This is a genomic window from Halomonas sp. LMYGS-3 (genome assembly GCF_059509875.1).
The window spans coordinates 74,028-96,832 of sequence record NZ_JCAKFQ010000001.1; the positions used below are offsets into that span (position 1 = coordinate 74,028).

26 protein-coding genes are annotated in these 22,805 nt (G+C 69.5%); 14 read left to right on the top strand and 12 right to left on the bottom strand.

Going from position 1 to position 22,805, the window contains the following annotated elements; genetic code table 11:
• The first annotated feature begins 107 nt into the window (after positions 1-107).
• Entirely contained in the window at positions 108-476 is a 369-nt protein-coding gene (locus AC5W54_RS00340; protein WP_495960077.1) for a flagellar protein FlaG, read from the top strand.
• Between the two features lie 57 nt (positions 477-533).
• Here AC5W54_RS00340 and fliE read toward each other — a convergent pair whose 3' ends face one another.
• Positions 534-863 carry a flagellar hook-basal body complex protein FliE gene (gene fliE / locus AC5W54_RS00345; RefSeq protein WP_495960078.1) on the bottom strand — a complete coding sequence of 110 codons (330 nt, stop codon included), beginning with the start codon at positions 861-863 and terminating at the stop codon, positions 534-536.
• Positions 864-1,134: 271 nt separating this feature from the next.
• Between fliE and fliF the strand changes: the two genes are divergently transcribed.
• From fliF to fliR, 13 genes are all read left to right on the top strand, one after another.
• Positions 1,135-2,859 (top strand): flagellar basal-body MS-ring/collar protein FliF, encoded by a 1,725-nt coding sequence (gene fliF / locus AC5W54_RS00350; protein WP_495960079.1) that lies wholly within the window; start codon positions 1,135-1,137, stop codon positions 2,857-2,859.
• Positions 2,852-3,853, top strand: a complete 1,002-nt coding sequence (gene fliG, locus AC5W54_RS00355; protein ID WP_495960080.1) for a flagellar motor switch protein FliG — start codon at positions 2,852-2,854, stop codon at positions 3,851-3,853. The genes fliF and fliG overlap by 8 nt, the downstream gene beginning before the upstream one ends.
• Positions 3,846-4,604 (top strand): flagellar assembly protein FliH, encoded by a 759-nt coding sequence (locus AC5W54_RS00360; RefSeq protein ID WP_495960081.1) that lies wholly within the window; start codon positions 3,846-3,848, stop codon positions 4,602-4,604. The genes fliG and AC5W54_RS00360 overlap by 8 nt, the downstream gene beginning before the upstream one ends.
• The gene (fliI, locus tag AC5W54_RS00365; RefSeq protein ID WP_495960082.1) at positions 4,601-5,995 is read left to right on the top strand and encodes a flagellar protein export ATPase FliI; all 1,395 of its coding nucleotides are present in this window, start codon (positions 4,601-4,603) and stop codon (positions 5,993-5,995) included. The genes AC5W54_RS00360 and fliI overlap by 4 nt, the downstream gene beginning before the upstream one ends.
• Positions 5,992-6,453, top strand: coding sequence for a flagellar export protein FliJ (gene fliJ, locus AC5W54_RS00370; protein WP_495960083.1), 462 nt, complete (start codon positions 5,992-5,994; stop codon positions 6,451-6,453). The genes fliI and fliJ overlap by 4 nt, the downstream gene beginning before the upstream one ends.
• A gap of 18 nt (positions 6,454-6,471) precedes the next feature.
• A complete protein-coding gene (locus AC5W54_RS00375; protein ID WP_495960084.1) occupies positions 6,472-7,740 on the top strand; it encodes a flagellar hook-length control protein FliK in 1,269 nt (422 codons plus the stop codon).
• A 129-nt stretch (positions 7,741-7,869) separates the two neighbouring features.
• Positions 7,870-8,349, top strand: a complete 480-nt coding sequence (gene fliL / locus AC5W54_RS00380) for a flagellar basal body-associated protein FliL (protein WP_495960085.1) — start codon at positions 7,870-7,872, stop codon at positions 8,347-8,349.
• Between the two features lie 21 nt (positions 8,350-8,370).
• Positions 8,371-9,417 carry a flagellar motor switch protein FliM gene (fliM, locus tag AC5W54_RS00385; protein ID WP_495960086.1) on the top strand — a complete coding sequence of 349 codons (1,047 nt, stop codon included), beginning with the start codon at positions 8,371-8,373 and terminating at the stop codon, positions 9,415-9,417.
• Positions 9,410-9,943: a flagellar motor switch protein FliN gene (gene fliN / locus AC5W54_RS00390; RefSeq protein ID WP_495960087.1), complete on the top strand. Its 534-nt coding sequence runs from the start codon at positions 9,410-9,412 to the stop codon at positions 9,941-9,943. Before fliM ends, fliN begins: the two co-directional genes overlap by 8 nt.
• Complete coding sequence (gene fliO, locus AC5W54_RS00395) at positions 9,940-10,368, top strand: flagellar biosynthetic protein FliO (RefSeq protein ID WP_495960088.1); 429 nt, start codon at positions 9,940-9,942, stop codon at positions 10,366-10,368. Before fliN ends, fliO begins: the two co-directional genes overlap by 4 nt.
• A 17-nt stretch (positions 10,369-10,385) precedes the next feature.
• Complete coding sequence (fliP, locus tag AC5W54_RS00400) at positions 10,386-11,120, top strand: flagellar type III secretion system pore protein FliP (RefSeq protein WP_495960433.1); 735 nt, start codon at positions 10,386-10,388, stop codon at positions 11,118-11,120.
• 13 nt (positions 11,121-11,133) lie between these two features.
• On the top strand, positions 11,134-11,403 hold the full coding sequence (gene fliQ, locus AC5W54_RS00405) for a flagellar biosynthesis protein FliQ (protein WP_495960089.1): 270 nt from the start codon (positions 11,134-11,136) through the stop codon (positions 11,401-11,403).
• A 16-nt stretch (positions 11,404-11,419) separates the two neighbouring features.
• Entirely contained in the window at positions 11,420-12,220 is an 801-nt protein-coding gene (fliR, locus tag AC5W54_RS00410) for a flagellar biosynthetic protein FliR (RefSeq protein ID WP_495960090.1), read from the top strand.
• Positions 12,221-12,315: 95 nt separating this feature from the next.
• On the opposite strand, the gene flgL is transcribed toward fliR, so the two are convergent.
• The 11 genes from flgL to flgB all read right to left on the bottom strand — a co-directional run bounded on the left by flgL (position 12,316) and on the right by flgB (position 22,799).
• Complete coding sequence (gene flgL, locus AC5W54_RS00415) at positions 12,316-13,530, bottom strand: flagellar hook-associated protein FlgL (protein ID WP_495960091.1); 1,215 nt, start codon at positions 13,528-13,530, stop codon at positions 12,316-12,318.
• A gap of 17 nt (positions 13,531-13,547) precedes the next feature.
• Entirely contained in the window at positions 13,548-15,212 is a 1,665-nt protein-coding gene (flgK, locus tag AC5W54_RS00420; protein ID WP_495960092.1) for a flagellar hook-associated protein FlgK, read from the bottom strand.
• Positions 15,213-15,283: 71 nt separating this feature from the next.
• Complete coding sequence (gene flgJ / locus AC5W54_RS00425; RefSeq protein WP_495960093.1) at positions 15,284-16,387, bottom strand: flagellar assembly peptidoglycan hydrolase FlgJ; 1,104 nt, start codon at positions 16,385-16,387, stop codon at positions 15,284-15,286.
• A complete protein-coding gene (locus AC5W54_RS00430) occupies positions 16,387-17,610 on the bottom strand; it encodes a flagellar basal body P-ring protein FlgI (protein WP_495960094.1) in 1,224 nt (407 codons plus the stop codon). Before AC5W54_RS00430 ends, flgJ begins: the two co-directional genes overlap by 1 nt.
• 11 nt (positions 17,611-17,621) lie before the next feature.
• Entirely contained in the window at positions 17,622-18,305 is a 684-nt protein-coding gene (locus AC5W54_RS00435) for a flagellar basal body L-ring protein FlgH (protein ID WP_495960095.1), read from the bottom strand.
• A 25-nt stretch (positions 18,306-18,330) separates the two neighbouring features.
• A complete protein-coding gene (gene flgG, locus AC5W54_RS00440; RefSeq protein WP_495960096.1) occupies positions 18,331-19,113 on the bottom strand; it encodes a flagellar basal-body rod protein FlgG in 783 nt (260 codons plus the stop codon).
• Between the two features lie 69 nt (positions 19,114-19,182).
• Positions 19,183-19,941 (bottom strand): flagellar basal-body rod protein FlgF, encoded by a 759-nt coding sequence (gene flgF, locus AC5W54_RS00445; RefSeq protein WP_495960097.1) that lies wholly within the window; start codon positions 19,939-19,941, stop codon positions 19,183-19,185.
• 25 nt (positions 19,942-19,966) lie between these two features.
• Complete coding sequence (flgE, locus tag AC5W54_RS00450; protein WP_495960098.1) at positions 19,967-21,199, bottom strand: flagellar hook protein FlgE; 1,233 nt, start codon at positions 21,197-21,199, stop codon at positions 19,967-19,969.
• Positions 21,200-21,261: 62 nt separating this feature from the next.
• Positions 21,262-21,954 (bottom strand): flagellar hook assembly protein FlgD, encoded by a 693-nt coding sequence (gene flgD / locus AC5W54_RS00455; protein ID WP_495960099.1) that lies wholly within the window; start codon positions 21,952-21,954, stop codon positions 21,262-21,264.
• Positions 21,955-21,958: 4 nt separating this feature from the next.
• Positions 21,959-22,366: a flagellar basal body rod protein FlgC gene (flgC, locus tag AC5W54_RS00460; RefSeq protein WP_495960100.1), complete on the bottom strand. Its 408-nt coding sequence runs from the start codon at positions 22,364-22,366 to the stop codon at positions 21,959-21,961.
• Positions 22,367-22,385: 19 nt separating this feature from the next.
• Entirely contained in the window at positions 22,386-22,799 is a 414-nt protein-coding gene (gene flgB, locus AC5W54_RS00465; RefSeq protein ID WP_495960101.1) for a flagellar basal body rod protein FlgB, read from the bottom strand.
• Positions 22,800-22,805 lie beyond the last annotated feature (6 nt).

Consider the following 22,805-nt stretch of genomic DNA (forward strand, 5'->3'; position numbering starts at 1 on the left):
CCGGCTCAACGCGCCGATACTCTCTTGTGACGAGACCTATCAGGAACGCCGTGACCGGAGCCAGCGCGGCCCATCACGACAGCAAGCACCAGAAGAGGAAGCTGGCCATGAGCTCACCGCTGACCGACGCGACATCCGTACCCTCGACCTCGCCCTTCAACGACCTGACGCCACGCCAGCAGGTCGAGCGGGTACTCGCCAACCTGCCCACCGCCGGCGGCACCCTGGCCCGGGCCGAGAGCAGCAGCGTGGCGCTGGGCAGGGGCGAGCTGGTCGAGCCGATCCAGCGCATCAACGAGGTGATGAGCCACTACGGGGTGCAGTTCGAGCTGGGGGAGTACGAATCGCGGGTGGTGACCCGCATCGTCGACCGCGAGAGCGGCGAGCTGATCCGCCAGATTCCCGCCGACGAGGTACTGAAGATCGCCGAGCGCCTGGAGGAGGTGCAGGGGCGGCTGGTCGACCTGGAGGTGTGACGCTGGGATCGACCCGAGTGTATTTGCGTCGCAAGCGATGAGAGGCAGCAGGAAAGACTAGACCTGCATGTTCATCACGTCCTTGTAGGCCGACACCAGGCGGTTGCGCACCTGAACCCCCATCTGGAAGGCCACGCTGGCCTTCTGCATGTCGACCATCAGGTCGTTGAGCTCGACACCGGGGTCGCCGGCCTGGAAGGCCTCGGCCTTGGCCGCCGACGCCTGCTGCAGGCGATTGATGCGCTGTATCGAGGCCTGCAGCTCACCGGCGAAGCCGCCCGCCCCCACCGCCGTGGCCACCTGCTGGCCCTTGGGTGGCTGGCCGGCGGCCTGGGTCGCCAGCGACTGCATCTGGGTCAGTGCCGACTGGATCGCGGGTGAACTCATGGAAGCCCCTCGCCTGTCACGGTGTAATGGAAGTCATGAAGAAGCAGTGCCGCCAAGGCTAACAGCCCGGGCGGGGTGGCCATGCCGCCAAATGGGCACGAAAAGACGGGCTTTTCCGCGGTTCGCGCTCGACGCTGCCGCGGATAATGGCGTCCATCAGAGTTCCGCCCGTTCGCAGGGCGGCCAACCGCGATGAACGGACGCAGGACATGCCTTCTTCGATGACCGTGGGACCCGGGATCCACTGCACCCCCTCAACGAGGTGGTGCGCATGAGCAATGGTGCCGCGGCCACCGGCTCCCAGGATGCTTCCCGGCAGCAGGATCCTTCCCGCCAGGCGGGCCTCGAGCGCCTGACGGCCCAGCTGCGTGCCAATCCGCTGATCCCGTTGATGATCGCGGGTGCCGCCTCGATCGCCATCGTGGTGGCGTTGCTGATGTGGGCGCGCACCCCCGAGTACCGGGTGCTCTACAGCAACCTCACCGAGGCCGATGGCGGCCGCATCATCGGCGAACTCGACAACCGTGGCGTTCCCTACCGCTTCAGCGAGGGCGGCCAGGCGTTGCTGGTGCCCGGCGATCAGGTGCACGGCCTGCGCCTGCAGCTCGCCGAACAGGGCCTGCCGCGGGGCGGCAACGTCGGCTTCGAGCTGATGGATGGCCAGGCCTTCGGCATCAGCCAGTTCGCCGAGCAGGTCAACTTCCAGCGCGCCCTGGAGGGCGAGCTGGCACGCTCCATGGAGTCCCTGGGCCCGGTGGAGCGCGCCCGGGTGCACCTGGCCCTGGCCAAGCAGTCGGTGTTCGTGCGCGACCGCGAGCCGGCCAAGGCCTCGGTGATCCTCACCCTGCACCCGGGCCGCCAGCTGGGCGACGGCCAGGTCAACGCCATCGTCCACATGGTCGCCAGCAGCGTGCCGGAGCTCGCCGCCGACGACGTCACCGTGGTCGACCAGAACGGCCGCCTGCTGTCGATACAGAGCGCCAACGGCCGCGACCTCGACGGCACCCAGCTCGACTACATCGACGAGGTCGAGCGCTCCTACCGGCGGCGCATCGAGAACATCCTGGTGCCGATCCTCGGCCGCGACAACGTGCGCGCCCAGGTGGCGGCACAGATCGACTTCTCCCGTCGCGAGGAGACCTCGGAGCGCTTCGGCCCCAACCAGCCCCCCAACGAGGCCGCCGTGCGCAGCCGCCAGTCGAGCCTCTCCTACAACGGCGGCGACGACCTGGCGCGGGGCATTCCCGGCGCGTTGAGCAACACCCCGCCCGGCGTGGCGCCGTCGCCCATCGAGCGGCCCGAGGGCGAGGAAGGCGAAGCGGGCGAGGACGCCGGCCAGGGTGCCCCGAACCACCTGCGCCAGGACGACGTCACCAACTACGAGGTCGACCGCAGCGTGGCCCATGTCCAGCATCGCCTGGGCCAGGTGCAGCGCCTCTCCGCCGCGGTGGTGGTCAACTTCCGCGACGAGGTCGACGAGAACGGCGCGCCGGTCCGCGTGGCCCTCTCTCCCGAGGAGATCGCCCAGATCGAGCGCCTGGTGCGCCAGGCCATGGGCTTCTCGGCGGCCCGTGGCGACGAGATCGAGGTGGTCAACAGTCCCTTCAGCCGCGTCGCCGAGCAGGAGGACGGCCTCGAGTGGTGGCAATCGCCGGAGGTCCACCAGCTGGCGCTCACCCTGGGGCGCTACCTGCTGGTGGCGCTGGCCACCCTGCTGCTCTACCTGCTGATCCTGCGCCCGCTGATCAAGCGCCACACCCAGGCACCGGTGGCCCAGCCACTGCCGGGGCCCGCCGTGCGGGTCCAGGTCGGCGAGGGTGCCGAGGAGGGCCCGGCGGCCGCGGGGGACGAGGAGGACACCTATGCGCCGCCGCGCCGGCGCAAGCGCAAGGCCTCGGCCTATGAACAGAACCTCAGCGACCTGCGCGAGATGGCCCATGAGGACCCGCGCATGATCGCCATGATCGTTCGCAGCTGGATGAACAAGCATGACTAAGGCCCAGACGAGCGGCGCGCGCCGCAGCGCCATCCTGCTGCTGGCCCTCGACGAGGACAGCGCGGCGGAGGTGTTCAAGTACCTCTCGGCCGGCGAGATCCAGGAAATCAGCGGCGAGATGGCCCGCCTCGACCAGGTCTCCCACGAGGAGATGCAGCAGGTGCTCGCGGAGTTCCACGCCGAGACCGAGGAGTTCATCGCGCTCAACCTCAACTCCAGCGACCATATCCGCTCGGTGCTGACCAAGGCGCTGGGCAGCGAGCGCGCCTCGAGCCTGATCGAGGACATCCTCGAGACCTCCGGCGCCAGCTCCGGCATCGATGCCCTGAACCTGATGGAGGCCCCGCTGGTGGCCGAGCTGATCCGCGACGAGCACCCGCAGATCATCGCCACCGTGCTGATCCACCTGGAGCGCCACCAGGCCGCCGCCGTGCTCGAGCTGTTCGACGACAAGCTGCGCAACGACGTGGTGCTGCGCATCGCCACCTTCAGCGGGGTGCAGCCCGCGGCCCTGCAGGAGCTCACCGAGGTGCTCACGGGGATGCTCGACGGCCAGAACCTCAAGCGCAGCAAGATGGGTGGCGTGAGGACCGCGGCCGAGATCCTCAACCTGATGAACTCCAGCCAGGAGGAGACCGTCATCGAGACGGTGCGCGCCCACAACGAGGACCTGGCCCAGAAGATCATCGACGAGATGTTCCTGTTCGAGAACCTCCTCGACCTCGACGACCGCAGCATCCAGCTGGTGCTCAAGGAGATCGACACCAACTCCCTGGTGGTCGCCCTCAAGGGCGCCCCCGAAGCGCTCATGGACAAGTTCCTGCGCAACATGTCCCAGCGCGCCGCCGACCTGGTGCGCGAGGACATGGAGGCCCGCGGGCCGATCCGCGTCTCCCAGGTGGAGGCCGAGCAGAAGGCGATCCTGCAGGTCGTCCGGCGCCTCGCCGACACCGGCGAGATCGTGCTGAGCGGCGGGGACGACACCTATGTCTGAGCTGCCCCGCGGCGATACCGCCCGCCAGCCGCTGCGCGACGACGAGGTCGCCTGGCGCCGCTGGGAGATGGACGAGCTCGTCGAGCCGCGCGAGGCAGCCACCGGAGACGACGGCCCCTCGCCGAGCGAGACCGCCCGGCGCCAGGCGGCCTTCCAGCGCCAGGCCGAACTGCGCGCCCTGCGCGAACAGGTGAGCCGGGAGGCCCGTGAGGAGGGCCACCGCGAGGGTCTCGCGGCCGGCCATGCCGAAGGGCTCGCCCAGGGGCTGGCCGAGGGCCGCGAACGGGCCCGCGCCGAGTTCGAGCGCGAGGCGCGCGAGACCCTGGCCCCGCTGCTGTCGCTGGCCGAGCAGTTCGGCGAGGCCCTGGCCCGGCTCGACGAAGAGGTCGCCGGCGAACTGGTCGAGCTGGCGCTGGCCACCGGCCGCCAGCTCGCCGGCGAGGCGCTCAAGGCGCGCCCGCGCCAGGTGCTGGAGATCGTCCGCGCCCTGCTGCACACCGAACCGGCGATGACCGGCAAGCCGCGCCTGTGGCTGCACCCGCTGGACCACAAATTGGTCGCGGAGCACCTCGGCCACGAGCTGGCCGCGGCCGGCTGGACGCTGCAGCCCGACGACCAGCTCAGCCGCGGCGGCTGCCGCGTCACCAGCGCCAGCGGCGAGCTCGACGCCACCTGGGAGAGCCGCTGGCAGGCGGTGAAGGGCCAGGTGCGCCGGCGCCGCCCCGCCGACGGCGACGGGAGCGCCAGGTGAGCGCCGCCGCCCCGGCCAACCCGCACCATCGGCGCTGGCAGGCGTCGCTGCACAAGGTGCGCGCGCGCATCGAGCGCGTGCCGCCCTTCCGCGCCAGCGGCCGGGTGGTGCGCGCCACCGGCATGGTGATCGAGGCCGTCGGCCTGCAGGCGCCGCTGGGCAGCGCCTGCCGCATCGAGCTGCCGGCGCCCTACCGCCACGAGGCGACGCGCCATGCCGAGGCCCAGGTGGTCGGCTTCGCCGGCGAGAAGCTGTTCCTGATGCCGCTGGCCGAGATCACCGGCCTGCTGCCCGGCGCCCGGGTCTTCCCGCTGGGCGAGGGCGGCGGCAACGGCACCCGTCGCTTCCCGCTCGGCGAGGCCCTGCTCGGCCGCGTGGTCGACGGCAACGGCGAGGCGCTCGACGGCATGGGCCCCCTCGACGAGGTGCCCCACGCCACCCTGCAGACCCCGCCGCTCAACCCCCTCTCCCGCGCCCCCATCGAGAGCCAGATCGACGTCGGCATTCGTGCCATCAACGCCCTGCTCGCCGTCGGCCGCGGCCAGCGCATGGGGCTGTTCGCCGGCTCCGGTGTCGGCAAGTCGGTGCTGCTCGGCATGATGGCGCGCTTCACCCGGGCCGACGTCATCGTGGTGGGCCTGATCGGCGAGCGCGGCCGCGAGGTGCAGGACTTCATCGACAACATCCTCGGCCCGGAGGGCCGCCGGCGCGCCGTGGTGGTGGCCGCCCCCGCCGACACCTCGCCGCTGCAGCGGCTGCAGGGTGCGGCCTATGCCACGCGGCTGGCGGAAGGCTTCCGCGACGAGGGCCGCGACGTGCTGCTGATCATGGACTCGCTGACCCGCTACGCCATGGCCCAGCGCGAGATCGCCCTGGCGATCGGCGAGCCGCCGGCCACCAAGGGCTATCCACCCTCGGTGTTCGCCAAGCTGCCGAGCCTGGTGGAGCGGGCCGGCAACGCCGAGCGCGGTGGCGGCTCGATCACCGCCTTCTACACCGTGCTGACCGAAGGCGACGACCAGCAGGACCCCATCGCCGACGCCGCCCGGGCGATCCTCGACGGCCATATCGTGCTGTCGCGGGCACTCGCCGAAGCCGGACACTACCCGGCCATCGACATCGAGGCCTCGATCAGCCGCGCCATGACCGCCATCGTCGACGACGGCCAGCTACAGCTCGCCCAGCGCTTCAAGCGGCTGTTCTCCCGTTACCAGCGCAACCGCGACCTGATCAGCGTCGGCGCCTACAGCCCCGGGCACGATCCACAGCTCGACGAGGCCGTCCAGCGCTACCCGGAGCTGGAGGCCTTCCTGCAACAGCGCATCGACGACTGCGCCCCCCTGGCGGCATCGCACCAGGGGCTGGCCGGCACACTCGGAGGGACACGATGAGCACCGCATCCACACCGCTCGAGACCCTGGTCGACCTGGCCCGGGAGGCCCGCGACCAGGCCGGCCAGGCGCTGGCCGGCGAACGCGCCAGCGAACGCCAGGTGGCGGGACAGCTGGAATCGCTGGGCCGCTACCGGCTGGAATACGCCCAGCGCCTGCAGCAGGCCATGCGCGAGGGCATCGACCCGGCCACCCTGCGCAACTACCAGCACTTCCTCGACTCCCTGGACGACGCCCTGGCCCGCGCCCGTCAGGCGCTGGCGGCCCAGCAGCGGCGCGTCGGCCACAGCCAGGCCCAGTGGCAGCAGGAGCAGCGCAAGCTCTCCTCCTACGACACCCTGGTCTCCCGCCGGGCGATCCAGCAGACCCGGAAGGAGCAGCGCCGGGAGCTGCGCGCCAGCGACGACCTGGTCAACGGTCGCCTGATCCGCGAACGCCACGCCTCGAGCGAACCCTGATTCCGCCGGAGAACCGCCATGGACATCCAGCTGTTACTCGCGTCTGCCTCGGGCCAGGGCCCGACCCCCGCCGGCAAGTCGAGCCCCGGGGCCCGGGGCGACTTCGCCCTGGCGCTGACCCGCGCCGGCACACCGGGAGCCAACGCCCAGGCCCTCGCCGACCATGGCCAGCCGGCCACGGGTGCCGAGCGGCAACCACCGTCCACGGGCGTGGCGGACGGCGGCGAATTCGGCCTCGCCCGGGGCAGCCTGGCGGTAATGATGCAGGCCCTCGGCGAGGACACGCCGGCGCAAGGCGGCGACGCCCGGTTGGCCGAGATCGCCGAGCGCCTGGGGCTGATCGCCGGTGCCGGCCGCGGCGCCGCGGCGGCCCCCGCCGCTGACCTGGCCGAGCGGGCGCTCGATGCCGAGACGCTCGTGGCCCGGATCGATGCCGCCGAGGTCACGCCGGAGGCGGCGCCCAGCCACCCACCCGAAGCGCCCCGGGTCGACGCCGCCGCCTGGCCGGCCATCGCCGGCCAGGCGCCGCAGAACGCGCCGGGCGGCGACCCCCGGGCCGAAGCGCGGCCGGCGCCACGCACCGAACGCCACGGCCCCATGGCCGGCGAGCCGCCGCTGCCCGAACACCGGGTCGCCCCGCAGGCCCTGGAGATGATCCGTACCGCCGGCGAACGCGGCGCTGCCCTGCGTCCCGAGCCGTTGTCCACCGTACAAGCCGCCCGGGGTGACCCCCTGCCGACGGCCGCCGAGGTTCGGCTCGCCGAGCCTCGGGGCGAGAGCTTCACGGCCCTGCTGAACGGCCCGCCGGCCGGCGCGGCCGGCACGTCCGGTGCCGCCCTGCCGGCACCGCTCGCCAGCCCGGCCTGGCCCCAGCAGTTCACGCAGCAGGTCGGCCAGCAATTGGTGATGCTCGGCCAGCGCGGCGGTGAGCAGCGCATCGAGCTGCACCTCAACCCGGCGGAGCTGGGCCCCCTGACGGTCTCGCTGAAGGTGAGCGAGCAGGCCGCCCAGGCCCAGTTCCTGTCGGCCCATGCACCAGTGAGGAGCGCCGTGGAGCAGGCGATCCCCCAGCTGCGCGAGGCGCTGGCCGAACAGGGCATCAGCCTCGGCGAGGCCTCGGTGGGCGAACAGTCGCGTGACGAAACACCCCGCGACGTCGCCGGTCGCGGCACGGCCGGTGGCGGCCTGGCAGGCGAGCCGGGCGACGAAGCCGAGGGCCCCGGCGCTTCAGCCCCACCGGTGGCGGCCGAGCTCGCTCTCGACGGCCGGGTGGATCTCTACGCCTGAGACACGCCTGGCGCATCGCGCAAAAAGCCAAGATAGGCCCTTTCCCGGGGCCTGTTCGTTTCATGGTGCCACGCCTTCGGCCCCCATACTGGGCAGGCTGGCACCACAACCCCCTGGATAGGTAAGGCAATGGCGACATCGAAGGGTGGCTCCGGAAAGCTGCTGTGGCTCATGGTGATCCTGGTGATCCTCTCCTCCTCCGCGGCGGCGGCGGCGATCTACCTGGTGCTCGGCCAACGCCAGGAACCCGCCCAGGCGGCGGTCCAGGCCGAGGCCCTGCCGGAGCGGCGGGCACCGATCTTCGTCAAGATCGACCCCTTCACGGTCAACCTGGCCGACGACGCCTACGGTTCGCGCCTGCTCTATACCGGGCTCTCGCTGAAGGTGGGCGACCAGCAGACCAGGGAGATCCTCGAGGCTCACATGCCCCAGGTGCGCAGCCGCCTGCTGATGATGTTCGCCGGCAAGCAGGCCAGCGAACTGACCGACCCCGGCAGCAAGCAGCGCCTCGGCGACCAGGTGATGGCGGTGCTGGATCCACCGATGACCGACTACCAGCCCGAACTGGTGATCGAAGACGTGCTCTTCACCGAGTTCATCGTGCAATAACCCTCGGGGAACCGATCCCTCATGTCCCAAGACGATCTGCTGTCGCAGGAAGAGATCGACGCCCTGCTCAAGGGCGTCAGCGGCGAGGAGGAGTCCACCGCCGGCGCCGGCGGCGACGACTCGCGTATCCGCCCCTATGACCCGGCGACCCAGCACCGGGTCATCCGCGAGCGCCTGCACGCCCTGGACATCATCAACGAGCGCTTCGCCCGTCACTTCCGCATGGGGCTGTTCAACCTGCTGCGGCGCAGCGCCGACATCACCGTGGATACGGTGCGCTACCAGAGCTACAGCGACTTCTCGCGCAACGTGCCGGTGCCGACCAACATCAACATCATCGCCATGAAGCCGCTGCGCGGCTCGGCCTTGATCGTGTTTCCGCCGAGCCTGGTGTTCCTGGTGGTGGACAACCTCTTCGGTGGCGACGGCCGCTTCCTGACCCGGTCGGAGGGGCGCGAGTTCACCAACACCGAGCAGCGCATCATCATGCGCCTGCTCAACCTGGCCATCGACGCCTACAGCGAGTCGTGGAAGTCGGTCTACCCACTGGAGATCGGCTACCTGCGCTCGGAGATGCAGTCGAAGTTCGCCAACATCACCAACTCGCCCAACGAGATCGTGGTGACCACCTCCTTCAACCTGGAGGTCGGCAACCTCGCCAGCAACTTCCAGATCTGCATGCCCTACTCGATGATCGAGCCGCTGCGCGACCTGCTGGCCAACCCGCTCAACGACGGCCACCACGACCCGGACGGCAGCTGGACCAAGCGCATGGCCGGCGAGATCCGCCACTCGGAGGTGGAGCTGGTGGCCGACTTCACCACGATTCCCACCCGCATCGCCCATGTCATGGCGCTCAAGGTGGGGGACATCCTGCCCCTGGAGCTGCCGGAATCCGTCCTCGCCCGGGTCGACGGGGTGCCGGTGATGGAGTGCGACTACGGCAGCCAGCACGAGCAACGGGCCCTGCGGGTGATCCGCATGATCGACCACGCCCCGACCACCGCGTCGCCCGACGCCTTCGTCAAGGGGTCGGCGCCGCCATCCAAGGAATCCCAGAATGACTGATCCCAAGAAGCCCGATCAGCGCACCGGCGACGACGCCTGGGCCGATGCCATGCTCGAACAGGAAAACGCCGAACAGGAAAACGCCGCACGGCAGGGCGATGGCCCGGCCGACGACGACGACCCCTGGGCCGCGGCCATGGCCGAGCAGGCCGCCGCCGAGTCGGCCGACGAGGCCCCAGCCGAACCGCCCGAGCCCGACCGGGCCCGGGCCGCCGGCGAGAGCGTCTTCCGCCCGCTGGAGCAGGGTGGCGGCAGCGCCGCGGCGCGCGACCTGGAGATGATCATGGATATCCCGGTCAAGCTCGCCGTCGAGCTCGGCCGCACCCGGATCACCATCAAGCAGCTGCTCGAGCTGGCCCAGGGCTCGGTGATCGAGCTCGACGGCCTGGCCGGCGAGCCCATGGACATCCTGATCAACGGCTACCTGATCGCCCAGGGCGAGGTGGTGGTGGTCGACGACAAGTACGGCATCCGCATCACCGAGATCATCACCCCCTCCGAGCGCGTACAGAAGCTGAACAGATGAGCGACTCCCCTGCCTCCCCCGGCGGCCTCGACGCCGTGGCCAGCGGCGACGCCCTGATCGGTCTGGCGACCCTGGGCAAGACCGCCGCCGCCCTGGCACTGATCGTGGTGATCATTGTCGTCGCCAGCGCCGTGCTGAAGCGTGTCGGGGTGAAGCGCCAGGCGCACGGCGGCCGCCTGAGGGTGGTCGGCGGCACCAGCGTGGGCAACCGCGAGCGGGTGGTGATCGTGCAGGTGGAAGCGACCTGGCTGGTCCTGGGGGTGGGCGGCGGCCAGGTCAGCAAGCTCCACGAACTCCCCGCCCCGGCACCGTCCGGGGAGACGACGCACGCGAGCGGGCCGGCCTTCGCCGAGGGCGACAGCTTCGCGACGCGCTTCGCCAAGGCGCTGAAACACAACAGTGGGCTGGGGCGGGAACGATCGTGAACCGGGGTGTTCTGTGCATGGCGGCGGGGCTCGCGGCCCTGCTGCTGCTGTCGCTGCCCGGCACGGCCCTGGCCCAGCAGATCCCCGGCATCGTCAGCCAGCCGCTGGAGGATGGTGGCCAGCAGTGGTCGCTCTCGCTGCAGACGCTGCTGCTGCTGAGCTCCCTGGCCTTCCTGCCGGCCATGCTGCTGATGATGACCGGCTTCACCCGCATCATCATCGTGCTCAGCCTGCTGCGGACCGCCATGGGCACCCAGGCGACACCGCCCAACCAGGTGCTGCTGGGGCTGGCGCTGTTCCTCACCTTCTTCGTGATGGCGCCGGTGTTCAACCTGGTCTACGAGACCGCCTGGCTGCCGCTCACCGCCGAGGAGATCGACTTCGAACAGTTCCTGGTGCTGGCCCAGGAGCCCTTCCGCGAGTTCATGCTGGGCCAGGTCCGCGAGCCCGACCTGGCGCTGTTCGCCCGCCTGGCCGAGGTGGGCCCGATGCAGGGGCCGGAAGACGTGCCGCTGCGCATCCTGGTGCCGGCCTTCGTCACCAGCGAGCTGAAGACCGCCTTCCAGATCGGCTTCACCATCTTCATTCCCTTCCTGATCATCGACCTGGTGGTGGCCAGCACCCTGATGTCGCTGGGCATGATGATGGTGCCGCCGATCACCATCTCGCTGCCGTTCAAGCTGATGCTGTTCGTGCTGGTCGACGGCTGGCAGCTGATCGTGGGCTCGATGGCGGAGAGTTTCTTCCTATGACCGGGAGCGACGCATGACCCCCGAAACGGTGATGGGCCTGGCCTACCAGGGCATGAAGGTGACCCTCTTCCTCGGCGGCCCGCTGCTGCTCACCGCCCTGGTGACCGGCCTCGCCGTCAGCCTGTTCCAGGCCGCCACCCAGATCAACGAGATGACCCTGTCGTTCATCCCCAAGATCCTCGGGGTGTTCGTCGTGCTGGTGCTCGCCGGCCCCTGGCTGCTCAAGCTGATCACCGACTTCACCCGCGAGCTGTTCATGAACATCCCGCTGATGGTGTCGTGATGGCGGGGGGCTGCTGATGGTGGAAGTCACCTTCGCCCAGCTGCAGGGCTGGCTGGTGGCCTTCCTGTGGCCCTTCGCCCGACTCACCGCCTTCCTGGCGGCCTCGCCGCTGTGGGGGCACTCCAGCGTCCCCAACCAGGCCAAGGTGGGCCTGGCCGCCCTGGTGACCGTGGTGATCGCCCCCACCCTGCCGGCGCCGCCGACCGCCGCGGTACTCTCCTGGGCGGGGCTCGGCATCATGATCGAGCAGGTGCTGATCGGCATCGCCATGGGGCTGGTGATGCGCGTCACCTTCGCCGTGGTGCAGGCCACCGGCGAGTTCATCGGCCTGCAGATGGGGCTGGCCTTTGCCACCTTCTTCGACCCCGGCAGCGGCACCAACATGGTGGTGCTGTCGCGCTTCCTCTACATGATCACGCTGCTGATGTTCCTGGCCTTCGACGGCCACCTGATTGTGCTGGAGATACTCGCCACCAGCTTCGTGACCCTGCCCATCGGGCTGGGTGGCTTCAACCCCGGCGGCTTCGAGCTGCTGGTCCGCTACGGCGGCACCATCTTCGTCTCGGGGATGCTGCTGGCCCTGCCGCTGGTCGGGTCGCTGCTGATCATCAGCCTGGCGCTGGGCATCCTCAACCGCTCGGCGCCGCAGCTGACGGTGTTCAACATCGGCTTCCCCACCTCGCTGACCGTGGGGCTGGCACTGATGATGGTGCTGATGACCGACATCGGGCGCTTCCTGCAGCGGCTGTTCGCCCACGCCATCGACTTCCTGCGCCAGCTCCTCGAGGCCCTGGCGCCGCTCCAGGGAATCGGCTGAGCGCAAAAAAAAACCGCCCGGGCCGGAAAGCCTGGGCGGGACAAGTGGCCATGGCGGGAGGTAGCCGCCCCATGGCCGGAGAGAACGGTGCGCGGTCAGCGCAGATAGTCGAAGAGCGACAGCCCCTTGATGTCGACGAAGGCCTTCTGGGCCGCCTGCAGGCCCACCTGGCGCAGGCTGTAATCGGCGATCGCCTCGGCGTAGTCCAGATCGACCAGGTCCGACAGCGTCTGCTCGTAGTTCATCATGCGGTTGCCGCCCACGGCGTCGACCACGTCGAGCTCGTTGAGCCGCGCGCCCACCGAGGCGCGCACGGTGAGGACGTTGTCGAGGCCGTTGTCGAGCTCGCGCATCACGGTGTTGAGGGTATTGCGCAGCTCGGCCTTCTCGGCCGGGGTGGCGGCGGGGGTCTCGAGCACCGCCAGGGCCTTCTCGAAGGACTTGAACAGGTCGGTGTTCATCGCCTCGGCCTGGCCGACCCGGATCTCGTCGCCGACCGCCGGGGTGCCTTCCAGGGTGAGGCTCAGCCCGCCGAAGGCGATCGGCTGGCCGGGGACGTAGGCACCGCCGGTCATCACGCTCCCGTCGGAGGCCGTCACCTCGAAGGTCGGGTTGCCGCCGCCGTCCTCGTCGAAGGTCAACGTATAGGTCTCGCCGAAGCCGGGATCCGCGGGATCGGTGACCTGGGGGCCCTTGAAGGTGACATTGCCGGCGTTGTCGCCGGCTTCGGCGATATACCCCGCCCCGGTGGCCACGCTCTGGAAGATCTTCGCCCCGTTGTCGGCCACCGGCATCAGCCGCGAAGCGTCGATGCGCTGGGCGCGGGTATTCCGGTCGCCGATGTACTCGATATTGCCGTCGCCGTTGCGGATGAAGGGCGGGCTGTCGTCCTTGTAGCCACCGAACAGGTAGCGGCCGTTGCCGTCGGTGGCATTGGCCTGGCCGATCAGGGTCTCGTAGATGCCGCGCAGCTCGGAGGCCACCGACTGGCGGTCGGCGTCGCTCAAGGTATCGCTGGCCGCCTGGACCAGCAGCGTCTTGCCGCTGGTGATGGCGTTGCCGACGCTGTTGAGCACGCTCTCGGACTGGGCGAGGGCATTGCGGGCGCTGACCCGGGCATCGGCGTACTGCTGGGTCACGGCCTTGGCCTGGGAGACACCCACCGCACGGGAGGCGGCCTGGGGGTCGTCGGAGGGATTGACCACCCGGCGACCGGTGGCGATCTGCTGGCCCACCTTGAGGAAGTCGCCCTGCTGGCGGTTCATGGACGAGACGCTCTGCTCGAACATGGTGACGGTGCTGATCCGCATCGCGTGACTCCCTTCGATCAGTTGCGCAGGCCGAGGATGGTATCGAACACCGTGGAGGCGGTGTCGATCACCCGGGCGTTGGCGGCATAGAACTGCTGGTAGCGCATCAGGTTGGCCGCCTCCTCGTCGAGGTTGACCCCGGACTCGGACTGCTGCACGGCCTTGAGCTGGTCGGTCAGGCCCTGGCGGGCCTCGAGGTTGACCTGGACGATGTTGGTACGGTTACCCACGTCGCTGACCATGCCGGCATAGGCCTGACTGAGCGAGGCGCGCCCGCCCACCAGCAGCGCGTCCTGCAGGCCCTGCAGCGCCAGGGCATTGCGGTTGTCGCCGCTGCCGGTGAAGTCGCCATCGTCGTCGGGCTGGGCCGCGGCGATCCTGTCGAGGTCGCGGAGATTGCTCTGCATATCGGCCGCGGCACGGCGCACCGGCTGCACCTCGAAGCGGTCGTTGACCTGGAGGTTGGCCGCATCATCGAAGGTCAGCACCACGCCCCCGAAGCTCAGCGTGCCTTCGGCCGGATCGAAATTCACCTCGTCGGTATCCAGCGCCTGGCCAGTGTCCTGGCGGATCACCTGGAACTCCGGCGGGGGGCCGTCGGCCGTGACCCGCACCCTATAGTCGGTGGCCCGCAGGTCCTGGATGTCGTCCCCATCGAAGCGGGTGGCGTCGATCTGGGCCGTGCCGGCGTTGCGGTCATGGGAATAGGCCCGCGGCGTACCGATGGAGAAGAAGTCACCGCCCGGTTCACCGTTGAGGTCCATCCCCTCGGCATGCTGCGCGTTGAACCCCACCGCCAGCGACACCGCCAGCTGGCCGATCTGGCTCTGGGTCCTGTCCAGGGTCTCGGCGCGGAAGTCCATCAGCCCGCCCAGGGTGCCGCCCTTGACGCTGCTCTCCGGCAGGGCAACCAGGTTGCCGCCCGAGTCGCGATAGCCGAGCACGCTGCGCTGCGGATCGCTGGGGGCGTCCATCGCCTCGAGGCGGTAGTGGTTGGTGCCGGACACCAGCGGCTGGCCGTTGGGCAGGCTGATGTTGTAGGTCTTGCCGTCCTGGACGTTGAGCCGCACGTCCAGGCGCTCGCTGAGTTCGTGCACCAGCTGGTCGCGCTGGTTGAGCAGGCCGTTGGGCGCCTCGCCGTGGCGCGCGCGGGCCAGGGCGATCTCGCGGTTGAGGGTGCCGAGCTGCTCGGTGAGGTTGTTGATCTGGGTGACCTCGTCGGCGATCTGGCCGTTGATGCCCGCCTGCATGTCCTGCAGGTAGCCGTCGAAGGCCCGGAACTGCGCGGTCAGGGTATCGGCGGTGCCGAGCACCCCCTGGCGGGCCGCCGGGTCGGAGGGGGCGCCGGCCAGGTCCTCGAGCGCCGAGAAGAAGTTCTGCATCAGCGGCGCCAGCCCGGCCTCGCGGTCGGCCAGCAGGTTGTCGATCTGGCCGATCTGCCCCTGGTAGGCCGAGAGCGCCTTGGAGCTGCTGGTGGCGGCGTTGAGCTGGCTGGCCACGTACTGGTTGAACTGGCGCTGGATGTCGTTGACCCGCACCCCGCCGTCGGCACGGCTCTCCCCCAGGATCACCAGTTCCCGGTTGTAGCCCGGCGTATAGACGTTGCTGATGTTGTTGCTGGTGGTGTTCAGGGCGTGCTGGGCGGCGTTGAGGCCGCTGAGCCCGATGGAGAAGATGCTCATGCTGTCGTGTCCTTAAGCCAATGCTTCCCTTATCGGCAATGCCGGAAAGAACTTGAGGCCACCGCGCGGGTTCAGTAGCTGAAGAAGACCAGCGACTCGCCGGCCCGCGGCGCCGTCGGCCCCAGGGTGTTCATCACCGCGATCAGCTTGTCGGCGTAGGCCGGGTCGGTGGCATAGCCGCCGGCCTGGAGCTCCCGCGCCGCCTGCTCGGCGCTCGGCGCGGTGGTCACCCGGGCGTAGCGCGGGTTGTCGCCGATCAGCCGGGCATAGTCGGTGAAGGCCGCCGCGAAGGAGTCGTAGACGCGGAAGGTGTCGGTCACCTTGGTGCGCCGGCCATCCAGGTACTCATGGGTGGTGACCTCGGTGGTGGGCCCGCGCCAGCCGCTGCCGGCCTTGATCCCGAACAGGTTGTGGCTGTTGCCCCCGTCGCGGGTGGCGATCTCGTGGCGCCCCCAGCCGGTCTCCAGCGCCGCCTGGGCGAGGATCAGCTCGGCCGGCACCCCGGTGGCGCGACTGGCCGCCCGGGCCGGTGCACTCAGCCTGGCGAGGAAGGCCTGGACGTGATCGGGCGGCGTGCCGTCGGCGCGGGATGCCGGCCGGGTCGCCGCGGCGGACTCCCCGCGCGGCTCGTGCGAGGCCGCCGGCTCGCCGGACGGCTCCGCGGCCAGCCGGTCCAAGAAGCCGGCGGGCGCCGTTTCCAGCGCCTCCATGAAGTTGGCGGGTGCCGCTACCTTTTCGCCTGGCGTCACCGGTTCGGGCGCGTCGTCGGCCGCCCCGGGGCGCAGGGCATCCTGCAGGGGCCGCGGCGCGCCACGGGGGATGCCGGCGATCAGCTCGTCGACGGCGCTGCCCTGCTGCTGCCGCGCCGGCACCATGCCGCTGCCCTCGAGCTGGGCCACCAGGCTGTCGGCCAGGCCGATGCCCCGGGACGCCAGGGTCTGGGACCACTGCTGGTCGAGCAGCGACTGGTAGAACTCGGTCTGCCGGCTGTCGATCAGCCCGGTGGTGGGCACGGCGTCGCGCATGCTCTTGAGCATCATCTGGATGAACAGCGCCTCGAACTGCTGGGCGGCACCGCGTACCCCGCCGGCGGGGTCCTGGCGGGCGCTGTGCTTGAGGCGGTTGAGGCCCTGCATGTCGAGGGCAAACTGACCACCGAGCTCTTCCATGCTCATCACAGGATCTCCAGGTCGGCACGCAGGGAACCGGCGGCCTTGAGGGCCTCGAGGATCGCCATCAGGTCGTCGGGGGTGGCACCGAGCGCATTCAGGGCATTGACCACGTCGACCAGGTCGGCCCCCTCCACCACCCGCAGGTAGGCATCCTGCTGCTGGATCTCGATCCCGGTGTCGGGCACCACCACCGTCTCGCCCTCGCCGAAGGGCGCCGGCTGGCTGACGAGGAAGCGGGTGTCGATGACGATGGAGAGGTTGCCGTGGGCCACGGCGGCGCGGTGCAGCGTCACGGCGCTGTTCATCACCACCGACCCGGTGCGCGAGTTGAACACCACCTTGGCGGGCGCCTCCGTGGGCGTGACCCGGACGTTCTCGACCCGGGCCATGAAGTTGACCCGGGAGTTGTCGTTGGCCGGCCCGTCCAGGGCGATCACCCGACCGTTGCGCGCCGCCGCGACCGGGCGGCCGAACTCGTTGTTGATGGCGCTCACCACCCGCTGGGCGGTGCCGAAGTCGGCCTCCTTGAGCTCGAGTTCGAGCAGGCCGCCGTTGGCGCCGAGATCCAGCGCCACCTCGCGCTCGACCATCGCGCCGCCGGCGATGCGTCCGCCGGCCTGCTGGTTGATCTGCACGCTGGCGCCGCCGGCGGCGGCTCCCGCGCCGGCCACCAGCAGGTTGCCCTGGGCGATGGCATAGGTGTCGCCGTCGGCGCCCTTGAGCGGCGTCATCAGCAGGGTGCCGCCGCGCAGGCTGCGGGCGTTGCCGACCGACGAGACGTTGACGTCGAGACGCTGGCCAGGTCGCGAGAAGGGCGGCAGGTCGGCGGTGACCATCACCGCCGCGACGTTGCGCAGCTGCATGTTGGTGCCCGGCGGCACGGTGATGCCGAGCTGGGAGAGCATGTTGGTCAGGCTCTGGCCGGTGAAGGGTGCCTGCATGGTCTGGTCGCCGGTGCCGTCGAGGCCGACCACCAGGCCGTAACCCACCAGCACGTTGTCGCGCACGCCGGCGAAGCGGGCGAGTTCGCGGATGCGCTCGGCCTGGGCCGGCAGGGCCAGCAGGGTGGCCAGCAGCAGGATGAGCAGCCGCGTGACGAGGCGCCGGGCATGATTTGCGGCACTGGGGTCAGACCCCGGCGGCGTCACATCCGCTCGCGAGGTGCACCGCGACGGGCGACGCGACTCGGCTGGGGTCTGACCCCGGCAGGGCGTACTCATACGCATGCCAACCCCCTTCAGAACGGCGAGATATTGAGGAAGAAGCGCTGCATCCAGCCCAGGTGCTGCGCCTCGTTGATGTAGCCGTTGCCTACGTACTCGATGCGCGCATCGGCCACCGAGGTGGAGGGCACGGTGTTCTGGCCGGTGATGGTGCGCGGGTTGACCACCCCCGAGAAGCGGATGAACTCCGCCCCCTGGTTGATGGCGATCTGCTTCTCGCCGCGCACTCGCAGGTTGCCGTTGTGCATCACCTCGAGCACCGAGACGGTGATGGTGCCGGTGAAGCTGTTGTTGGCCTGGGAGCCGCCACCGCCGTTGAAGTCGCTGCTCCCCGAGAGGTCGAAGCCGATCTCGGCGAGCCGCTCCAGGGCGTCGGGCAGCTGGGCCAGGTCGAGGCTCGCCGAGCCGTTGCGGTTCATGCTGGACTGGGAGTTCTTGCTGGCGCTGACCTCTTCGTCGAGCACGATGGTCAGGATGTCGCCGACCATGCGCGGGCGACGATCCTCGAACAGCGGCTGGGCGCCGCGATGCGCCTGGTAGATCGAGCCATTGGCCAGCCGCGGCGGTGGCTCGGCGATGGTGATCTTCTCCTGCTCGCCGACCACCGAGGCGCGGGGCACCTGGGCACAGCCGCCCAGGGCCAGCACGGCCAGCGCCAGCAGCACCATCGCCGGACGCAGGGAAATCCACCGTCTCATCACGCTCACTCCCGGCCGTCAGGCCTTACAGCTGTGCCAGGCGCGCCAGCATCTCGTCGCTGGTCTGCACCGCCTTGCTGTTGATCTCATAGGCCCGCTGCGTCTGGATCATGCTGACCATCTCCTCCACCACGTTGACGTTGGAGGTCTCCACGTACTCGTGGAACAGCCGCCCCGCCCCGTTCATGCCCGGCATGGCCTCGTTGCGCGGGCCCGAGGAGGTGGTCTCCCGATAGAGGTTGCCGCCGATGCTCTCGAGCCCGGTCGGGTTGACGAAGGTGGAGAGGGTGATCTGCCCCACCTCCAGCGACTGGGTGGTACCCGGCTGGGTCACCGAGACGATGCCGTCCTCGCCGACCGAGACCGAGAGGGCGTTGTCGGGGATGATGATCGCCGGTTCCAGCGGGTAGCCGTTGGCGGTGACCATCTGCCCGTTCTCGTCGAGCTGGAAGCTGCCGTCGCGGGTATAGGCGGTGGAGCCGTCGGGCATCAGCACCTGGAAGAAGCCGTTGCCGTTGATCGCCAGGTCGCGGGAGTTGCCGGTGTGCTCGAGCCCGCCCTGGGTATGCAGCCGCTCGGTGGCGACTGGGCGCACGCCGGTGCCGACCTGCATGCCCGACGGCAGGCGATTCTGCACGTCGTTCTGGGCACCGGGCTGGCGCAGGTTCTGGTAGAGCAGGTCCTCGAACACCGCCCGCGAGCGCTTGAAGCCGTTGGTGCTGACGTTGGCCAGGTTGTTGGAGATGACGTCCAGCTTGACCTGCTGGGATTCCAGGCCGGTCTTGGCCGTCCAGAGTGACTTGATCATGGAAGCATTCCTTTTGCTCGGGCATCAGCCCTGGAGCCTGTAGAGAGCCCTCAGCCCTGTAAAGAGCCCTCAGCCCTGTAGAGAGAGCAGGTTGTTGGCGCGCTGGGCGTTCTCGTCGGCGGTGCCGATGACCTTCATCTGCATCTCGTAGCGGCGGGCCACGTCGATCATCGCGACCATGGCCTCGATGGCGCCGACGTTGCTGCCCTCCAGGGTGCCACTGACCAGGCGTACGTTCTCGTCGGCGGGCAGCGCCGCCACCTCGCCCCCGGCACCAGGCGCCGGGCGAAACAGGCCGTCGTCGCCGCGCTGCAGCGGCTGGGCCTGGGGATCCACCAGCTTGATGCGGCCCACGTCGACCAGGGCGCCGGGCGCCTCGCCGGGGCCGATGGCGCTCAGTGTGCCGTCGGCGCCCACCGAGAGCTGCGAACCCAGCGGCACGACGATCGGCCCGCCCTCGCCGATCACCGGGCGGCCGGCGATCATCAGCAGGCCGTCGCCGTCGACCTGCAGGTCGCCGCGGCGGGTGTAGGCCTCGCTGCCGTCCGGCGCCTGCACCGCGATCCAGCCGTTGCCGTCGATGGCCACGTCGAGCTCGCGACCGGTGGTGGTCATGGGCCCCGGGGTGAAGTCGGTCCCCGGGGTGGTCGCCGCCACCGAGGCGCGGGTGGCCAGCGCCGCCTCGCCCTGTACCGGCACGGCGCGCATGGCGTGCAGCTGGGCACGGAAGCCGGCGGTGTCGACGTTGGCCAGGTTGTGGCTGACCACCGACTGCTGGTCCATGCTCTGCTTGGCGCCGCTCATGGCGGTGTAGAGGATGCGATCCATGGTTCAGGCTCCCGATTCAGCCGCCTCAGCGCAGGTTGATGGCGGTCTGCAGGAGCTCGTCCTGGGTCTTGATGGTCTGGGAGTTGGCCTGATAGGCGCGCTGGGAGACGATCATGTCGACCAGCTGCTTGGCCATGTCGACGTTGGAGGTCTCGATGGCGCCCGACTCGATGCTCCCCAGCAGACCGGTACCCGGCGCTCCCACCAGTTCCTGGCCGGAGTTCGCCGAGGCGCTCCAGGCATTGTCGCCGGCCGGGGTCAGCCCTTCGGGGTTGCGAAAGTGGGCCAGGGCGATCTGGCCGGCCGGGCGCGACTGCTCGTTGGCGTAGTTGCGCAGGATGGTGCCGTCGTTCTGGATGGTGATGCCGACCAGGGCGCCGGAGGTGTAGCCGTTCTGGGTCAGGGCGCTGGTGGTCGAGGTGTTGCCGAACTGGGTGGTACCGGCGATGTTGAGGGTGAAGGTCAGCTCGTCCGGGTCGTCGCCCAGGGTCGCGTCATCGAACGTCATTGCCGGCATGGCACCCGCTGCCGGGGCTAACAAGGTGCCGTTGTTGTTGAACTCGACCTGGAAGTTGTTACCGGCATCGTAATTGCCGTCCATCACCACCTGGGCATCCCAGGTGTTGGAACCCGCCTTCTCGTAGTAGACGGTGATATTGCGCGGATTGCCGAGCGAGTCGTAGACGGTGAAGTTATTGGAGTAGTGGTAGTCGATGTTCTCGGGATCACCGGTAGCGATATTCGTCACCTCGGTAACGCTCCGGCCCTCACCGGCGACCATTCGCGAGTCGAGGTTGAAGGTGGTGGCCACGTCGGTGGTGGCGTTGGCCGGCATCTCGTCGGCGGCCACGTTGAGTACCTGGGGCTGGCCGCCGGCCTGCACCAAGCCCTGAGCATTGAGGCCGTAGCCCATGATGCGCGCCCCGTTGGCGTTCTCGAGGAAGCCGTCCGGCGTCATGCTGAGCTGGCCGTTGCGGGAGTAGACGATCTCGCCGGCCTGCTCGAAGCGGTAGAAGCCCTGGCCCGAGATGGCCAGGTCGAGGTTGCGGTTGGTGGCCTCGAGGTTGCCCTCGCTGAAGTCCTGAAGCACCGCCGAGACCCGGGTGCCGAGGCCGACCCTGGAGTTGGCGAAGACGTCGGCGAACTGGCTGCTCGCGCCCTTGAAGCCCACGGTCTGGGAGTTGGCGATGTTGTTGCCCAGCACGCCCAGGCTGGATTTGGCGGCATTCAGGCCGCTGAGTGCTTGTGAAAAGCTCATGTCTGGTTCCTCTGCCTACCGGCTTGTCGTGGTGGTGCCGCTGCGGCGGCGATGGATGCGAATCACAAGATCTGCCTGACCTGGTCGAGGGTGACCTGACCATAGACGGCCCCCAGGTCGAGGCGCACGCCGCCATTGCCATCGGATGGGGTCACCCCGCCGACCACGGCATAGTTGAGGGTCTCGGCATCGAGCGAGTCGTCGCCCCGGGTGGCCTCGACGCTCACCCGGTAGGCCCCCGGAACGGCGGTGTCGCCTTCGCGGGTCTTGCCGTCCCAGGTGAAGGACTCCACGCCGGCGCTCACCGGGCCGATGTCGTAGCGGTTGATCACCTGGCCGTCGCTGCCGCGGATCGTCACCCGCACGTTGTCGGCAGACTCCCCGAGCTCGATGCCGAAGGGTGTGGTATGCGCCTCGCCTTCGTCACCGGTCTCGAGCAGCACTCGGTCGCCCGGCACCAGCACCCCCTGGCCGATCAGGGCGGTGGCCTGCAGGGTCTGGCCGGCATCGATCTGCTGGGTGATGTCGCCGAGTGTCTTGTTGAGTTCCTCGATGCCGCTGACGGTATTGATCTGGGCCAGCTGGGACGTCATCTCATGGTTCTCCATGGGATTGAGCGGGTCCTGGTTCTCCAGCTGGGTGATCAGCAGAGTCATGAAGTTGTCGCGCAGCTCGGCGGACTGACGGGCATTGGCCTGGGCGGCCGGGCCGGCGTTGACGGTGTTGAGGACGTTGCTACCGATCGGGGACGTCATGGCATCAGCCCTCGCCGAGGGTCAGGGTCTTGAGCATCATCTGCTTGCTGGTGTTCATGACCTCGACGTTGGCCTGGTAGGAGCGCGACGCGGAGATCATGTTGACCATCTCGTGCACCGGCTCGACGTTGGGCATGGTCACGTAGCCCTGCTCGTCGGCGAGCGGATGCTCGGGGCGATACTCCAGGCGCATCGGCGACGGGTCCTCGACCACCTCGCGCACCCCGACGCCGCCGACGCCGTGAGCGGCGGCGGCGCGGCTCTCGAACATCACCTGCTTGGCGCGGTAGGCTTCGCCGCCCGGTCCGGCGACGCTGTCGGCGTTGGCCAGGTTGCTGGCGGTGACGTTCATGCGCTGCGACTGGGCGCTCATGGCCGAGCCGGCGATATCGAACACGGAAAACATCGACATGGCGAAAACTCCTGATCGTTTATTCCGGCTGCATGGCCGACTTGAGGCCCTGGATGCGGCTGTTGAGGATGGTCAGCCCGGCCTGGTAGCGCACCGAGTTGTCGGCGAACGCCGTACGCTCGCGATCCATGTCCACGGTGTTGCCATCGAGGCTGGGCTGGTCGGGCACGCGGTAGAGCAGGCCGCCGCTGGCCGGGGCGAACCCCGCACCGGCGATGTGCCGCTCGGCGGTACGGGCCAGCGCCAGCCCCTGGCCGCTGCCGCGCCCGTGCGCCACGGCCTTCTTCAGCTCGCTGGCGAAGTCCATGTCCCGCGCCTTGTAGCCGGGCGTATCGGCGTTGGCGATGTTGCTGGCCAGCACCTTGTGACGCGCCTGCCGCAGCCCCAGGGCCTGCTGGTGAAAGTTGAAGGCGGCTTCGAGCTGATCGATCACGACGGC

What these genes read in the sequence shown, in the direction of transcription:
- AC5W54_RS00340 (WP_495960077.1), top strand. Translation starts at nt 108, where the DNA reads ATGAGCTCACCGCTGACCGACGCGACATCCGTACCCTCGACCTCGCCC.
- fliE (WP_495960078.1), bottom strand. Translation starts at nt 863, where the DNA reads ATGAGTTCACCCGCGATCCAGTCGGCACTGACCCAGATGCAGTCGCTG.
- fliF (WP_495960079.1), top strand. Translation starts at nt 1,135, where the DNA reads ATGAGCAATGGTGCCGCGGCCACCGGCTCCCAGGATGCTTCCCGGCAG.
- fliG (WP_495960080.1), top strand. Translation starts at nt 2,852, where the DNA reads ATGACTAAGGCCCAGACGAGCGGCGCGCGCCGCAGCGCCATCCTGCTG.
- AC5W54_RS00360 (WP_495960081.1), top strand. Translation starts at nt 3,846, where the DNA reads ATGTCTGAGCTGCCCCGCGGCGATACCGCCCGCCAGCCGCTGCGCGAC.
- fliJ (WP_495960083.1), top strand. Translation starts at nt 5,992, where the DNA reads ATGAGCACCGCATCCACACCGCTCGAGACCCTGGTCGACCTGGCCCGG.
- AC5W54_RS00375 (WP_495960084.1), top strand. Translation starts at nt 6,472, where the DNA reads ATGGACATCCAGCTGTTACTCGCGTCTGCCTCGGGCCAGGGCCCGACC.
- fliL (WP_495960085.1), top strand. Translation starts at nt 7,870, where the DNA reads ATGGCGACATCGAAGGGTGGCTCCGGAAAGCTGCTGTGGCTCATGGTG.
- fliM (WP_495960086.1), top strand. Translation starts at nt 8,371, where the DNA reads ATGTCCCAAGACGATCTGCTGTCGCAGGAAGAGATCGACGCCCTGCTC.
- fliN (WP_495960087.1), top strand. Translation starts at nt 9,410, where the DNA reads ATGACTGATCCCAAGAAGCCCGATCAGCGCACCGGCGACGACGCCTGG.
- fliO (WP_495960088.1), top strand. Translation starts at nt 9,940, where the DNA reads ATGAGCGACTCCCCTGCCTCCCCCGGCGGCCTCGACGCCGTGGCCAGC.
- fliP (WP_495960433.1), top strand. Translation starts at nt 10,386, where the DNA reads ATGGCGGCGGGGCTCGCGGCCCTGCTGCTGCTGTCGCTGCCCGGCACG.
- fliQ (WP_495960089.1), top strand. Translation starts at nt 11,134, where the DNA reads ATGACCCCCGAAACGGTGATGGGCCTGGCCTACCAGGGCATGAAGGTG.
- fliR (WP_495960090.1), top strand. Translation starts at nt 11,420, where the DNA reads ATGGTGGAAGTCACCTTCGCCCAGCTGCAGGGCTGGCTGGTGGCCTTC.
- flgL (WP_495960091.1), bottom strand. Translation starts at nt 13,530, where the DNA reads ATGCGGATCAGCACCGTCACCATGTTCGAGCAGAGCGTCTCGTCCATG.
- flgK (WP_495960092.1), bottom strand. Translation starts at nt 15,212, where the DNA reads ATGAGCATCTTCTCCATCGGGCTCAGCGGCCTCAACGCCGCCCAGCAC.
- flgJ (WP_495960093.1), bottom strand. Translation starts at nt 16,387, where the DNA reads ATGAGCATGGAAGAGCTCGGTGGTCAGTTTGCCCTCGACATGCAGGGC.
- AC5W54_RS00430 (WP_495960094.1), bottom strand. Translation starts at nt 17,610, where the DNA reads ATGCGTATGAGTACGCCCTGCCGGGGTCAGACCCCAGCCGAGTCGCGT.
- AC5W54_RS00435 (WP_495960095.1), bottom strand. Translation starts at nt 18,305, where the DNA reads ATGAGACGGTGGATTTCCCTGCGTCCGGCGATGGTGCTGCTGGCGCTG.
- flgG (WP_495960096.1), bottom strand. Translation starts at nt 19,113, where the DNA reads ATGATCAAGTCACTCTGGACGGCCAAGACCGGCCTGGAATCCCAGCAG.
- flgF (WP_495960097.1), bottom strand. Translation starts at nt 19,941, where the DNA reads ATGGATCGCATCCTCTACACCGCCATGAGCGGCGCCAAGCAGAGCATG.
- flgE (WP_495960098.1), bottom strand. Translation starts at nt 21,199, where the DNA reads ATGAGCTTTTCACAAGCACTCAGCGGCCTGAATGCCGCCAAATCCAGC.
- flgD (WP_495960099.1), bottom strand. Translation starts at nt 21,954, where the DNA reads ATGACGTCCCCGATCGGTAGCAACGTCCTCAACACCGTCAACGCCGGC.
- flgC (WP_495960100.1), bottom strand. Translation starts at nt 22,366, where the DNA reads ATGTCGATGTTTTCCGTGTTCGATATCGCCGGCTCGGCCATGAGCGCC.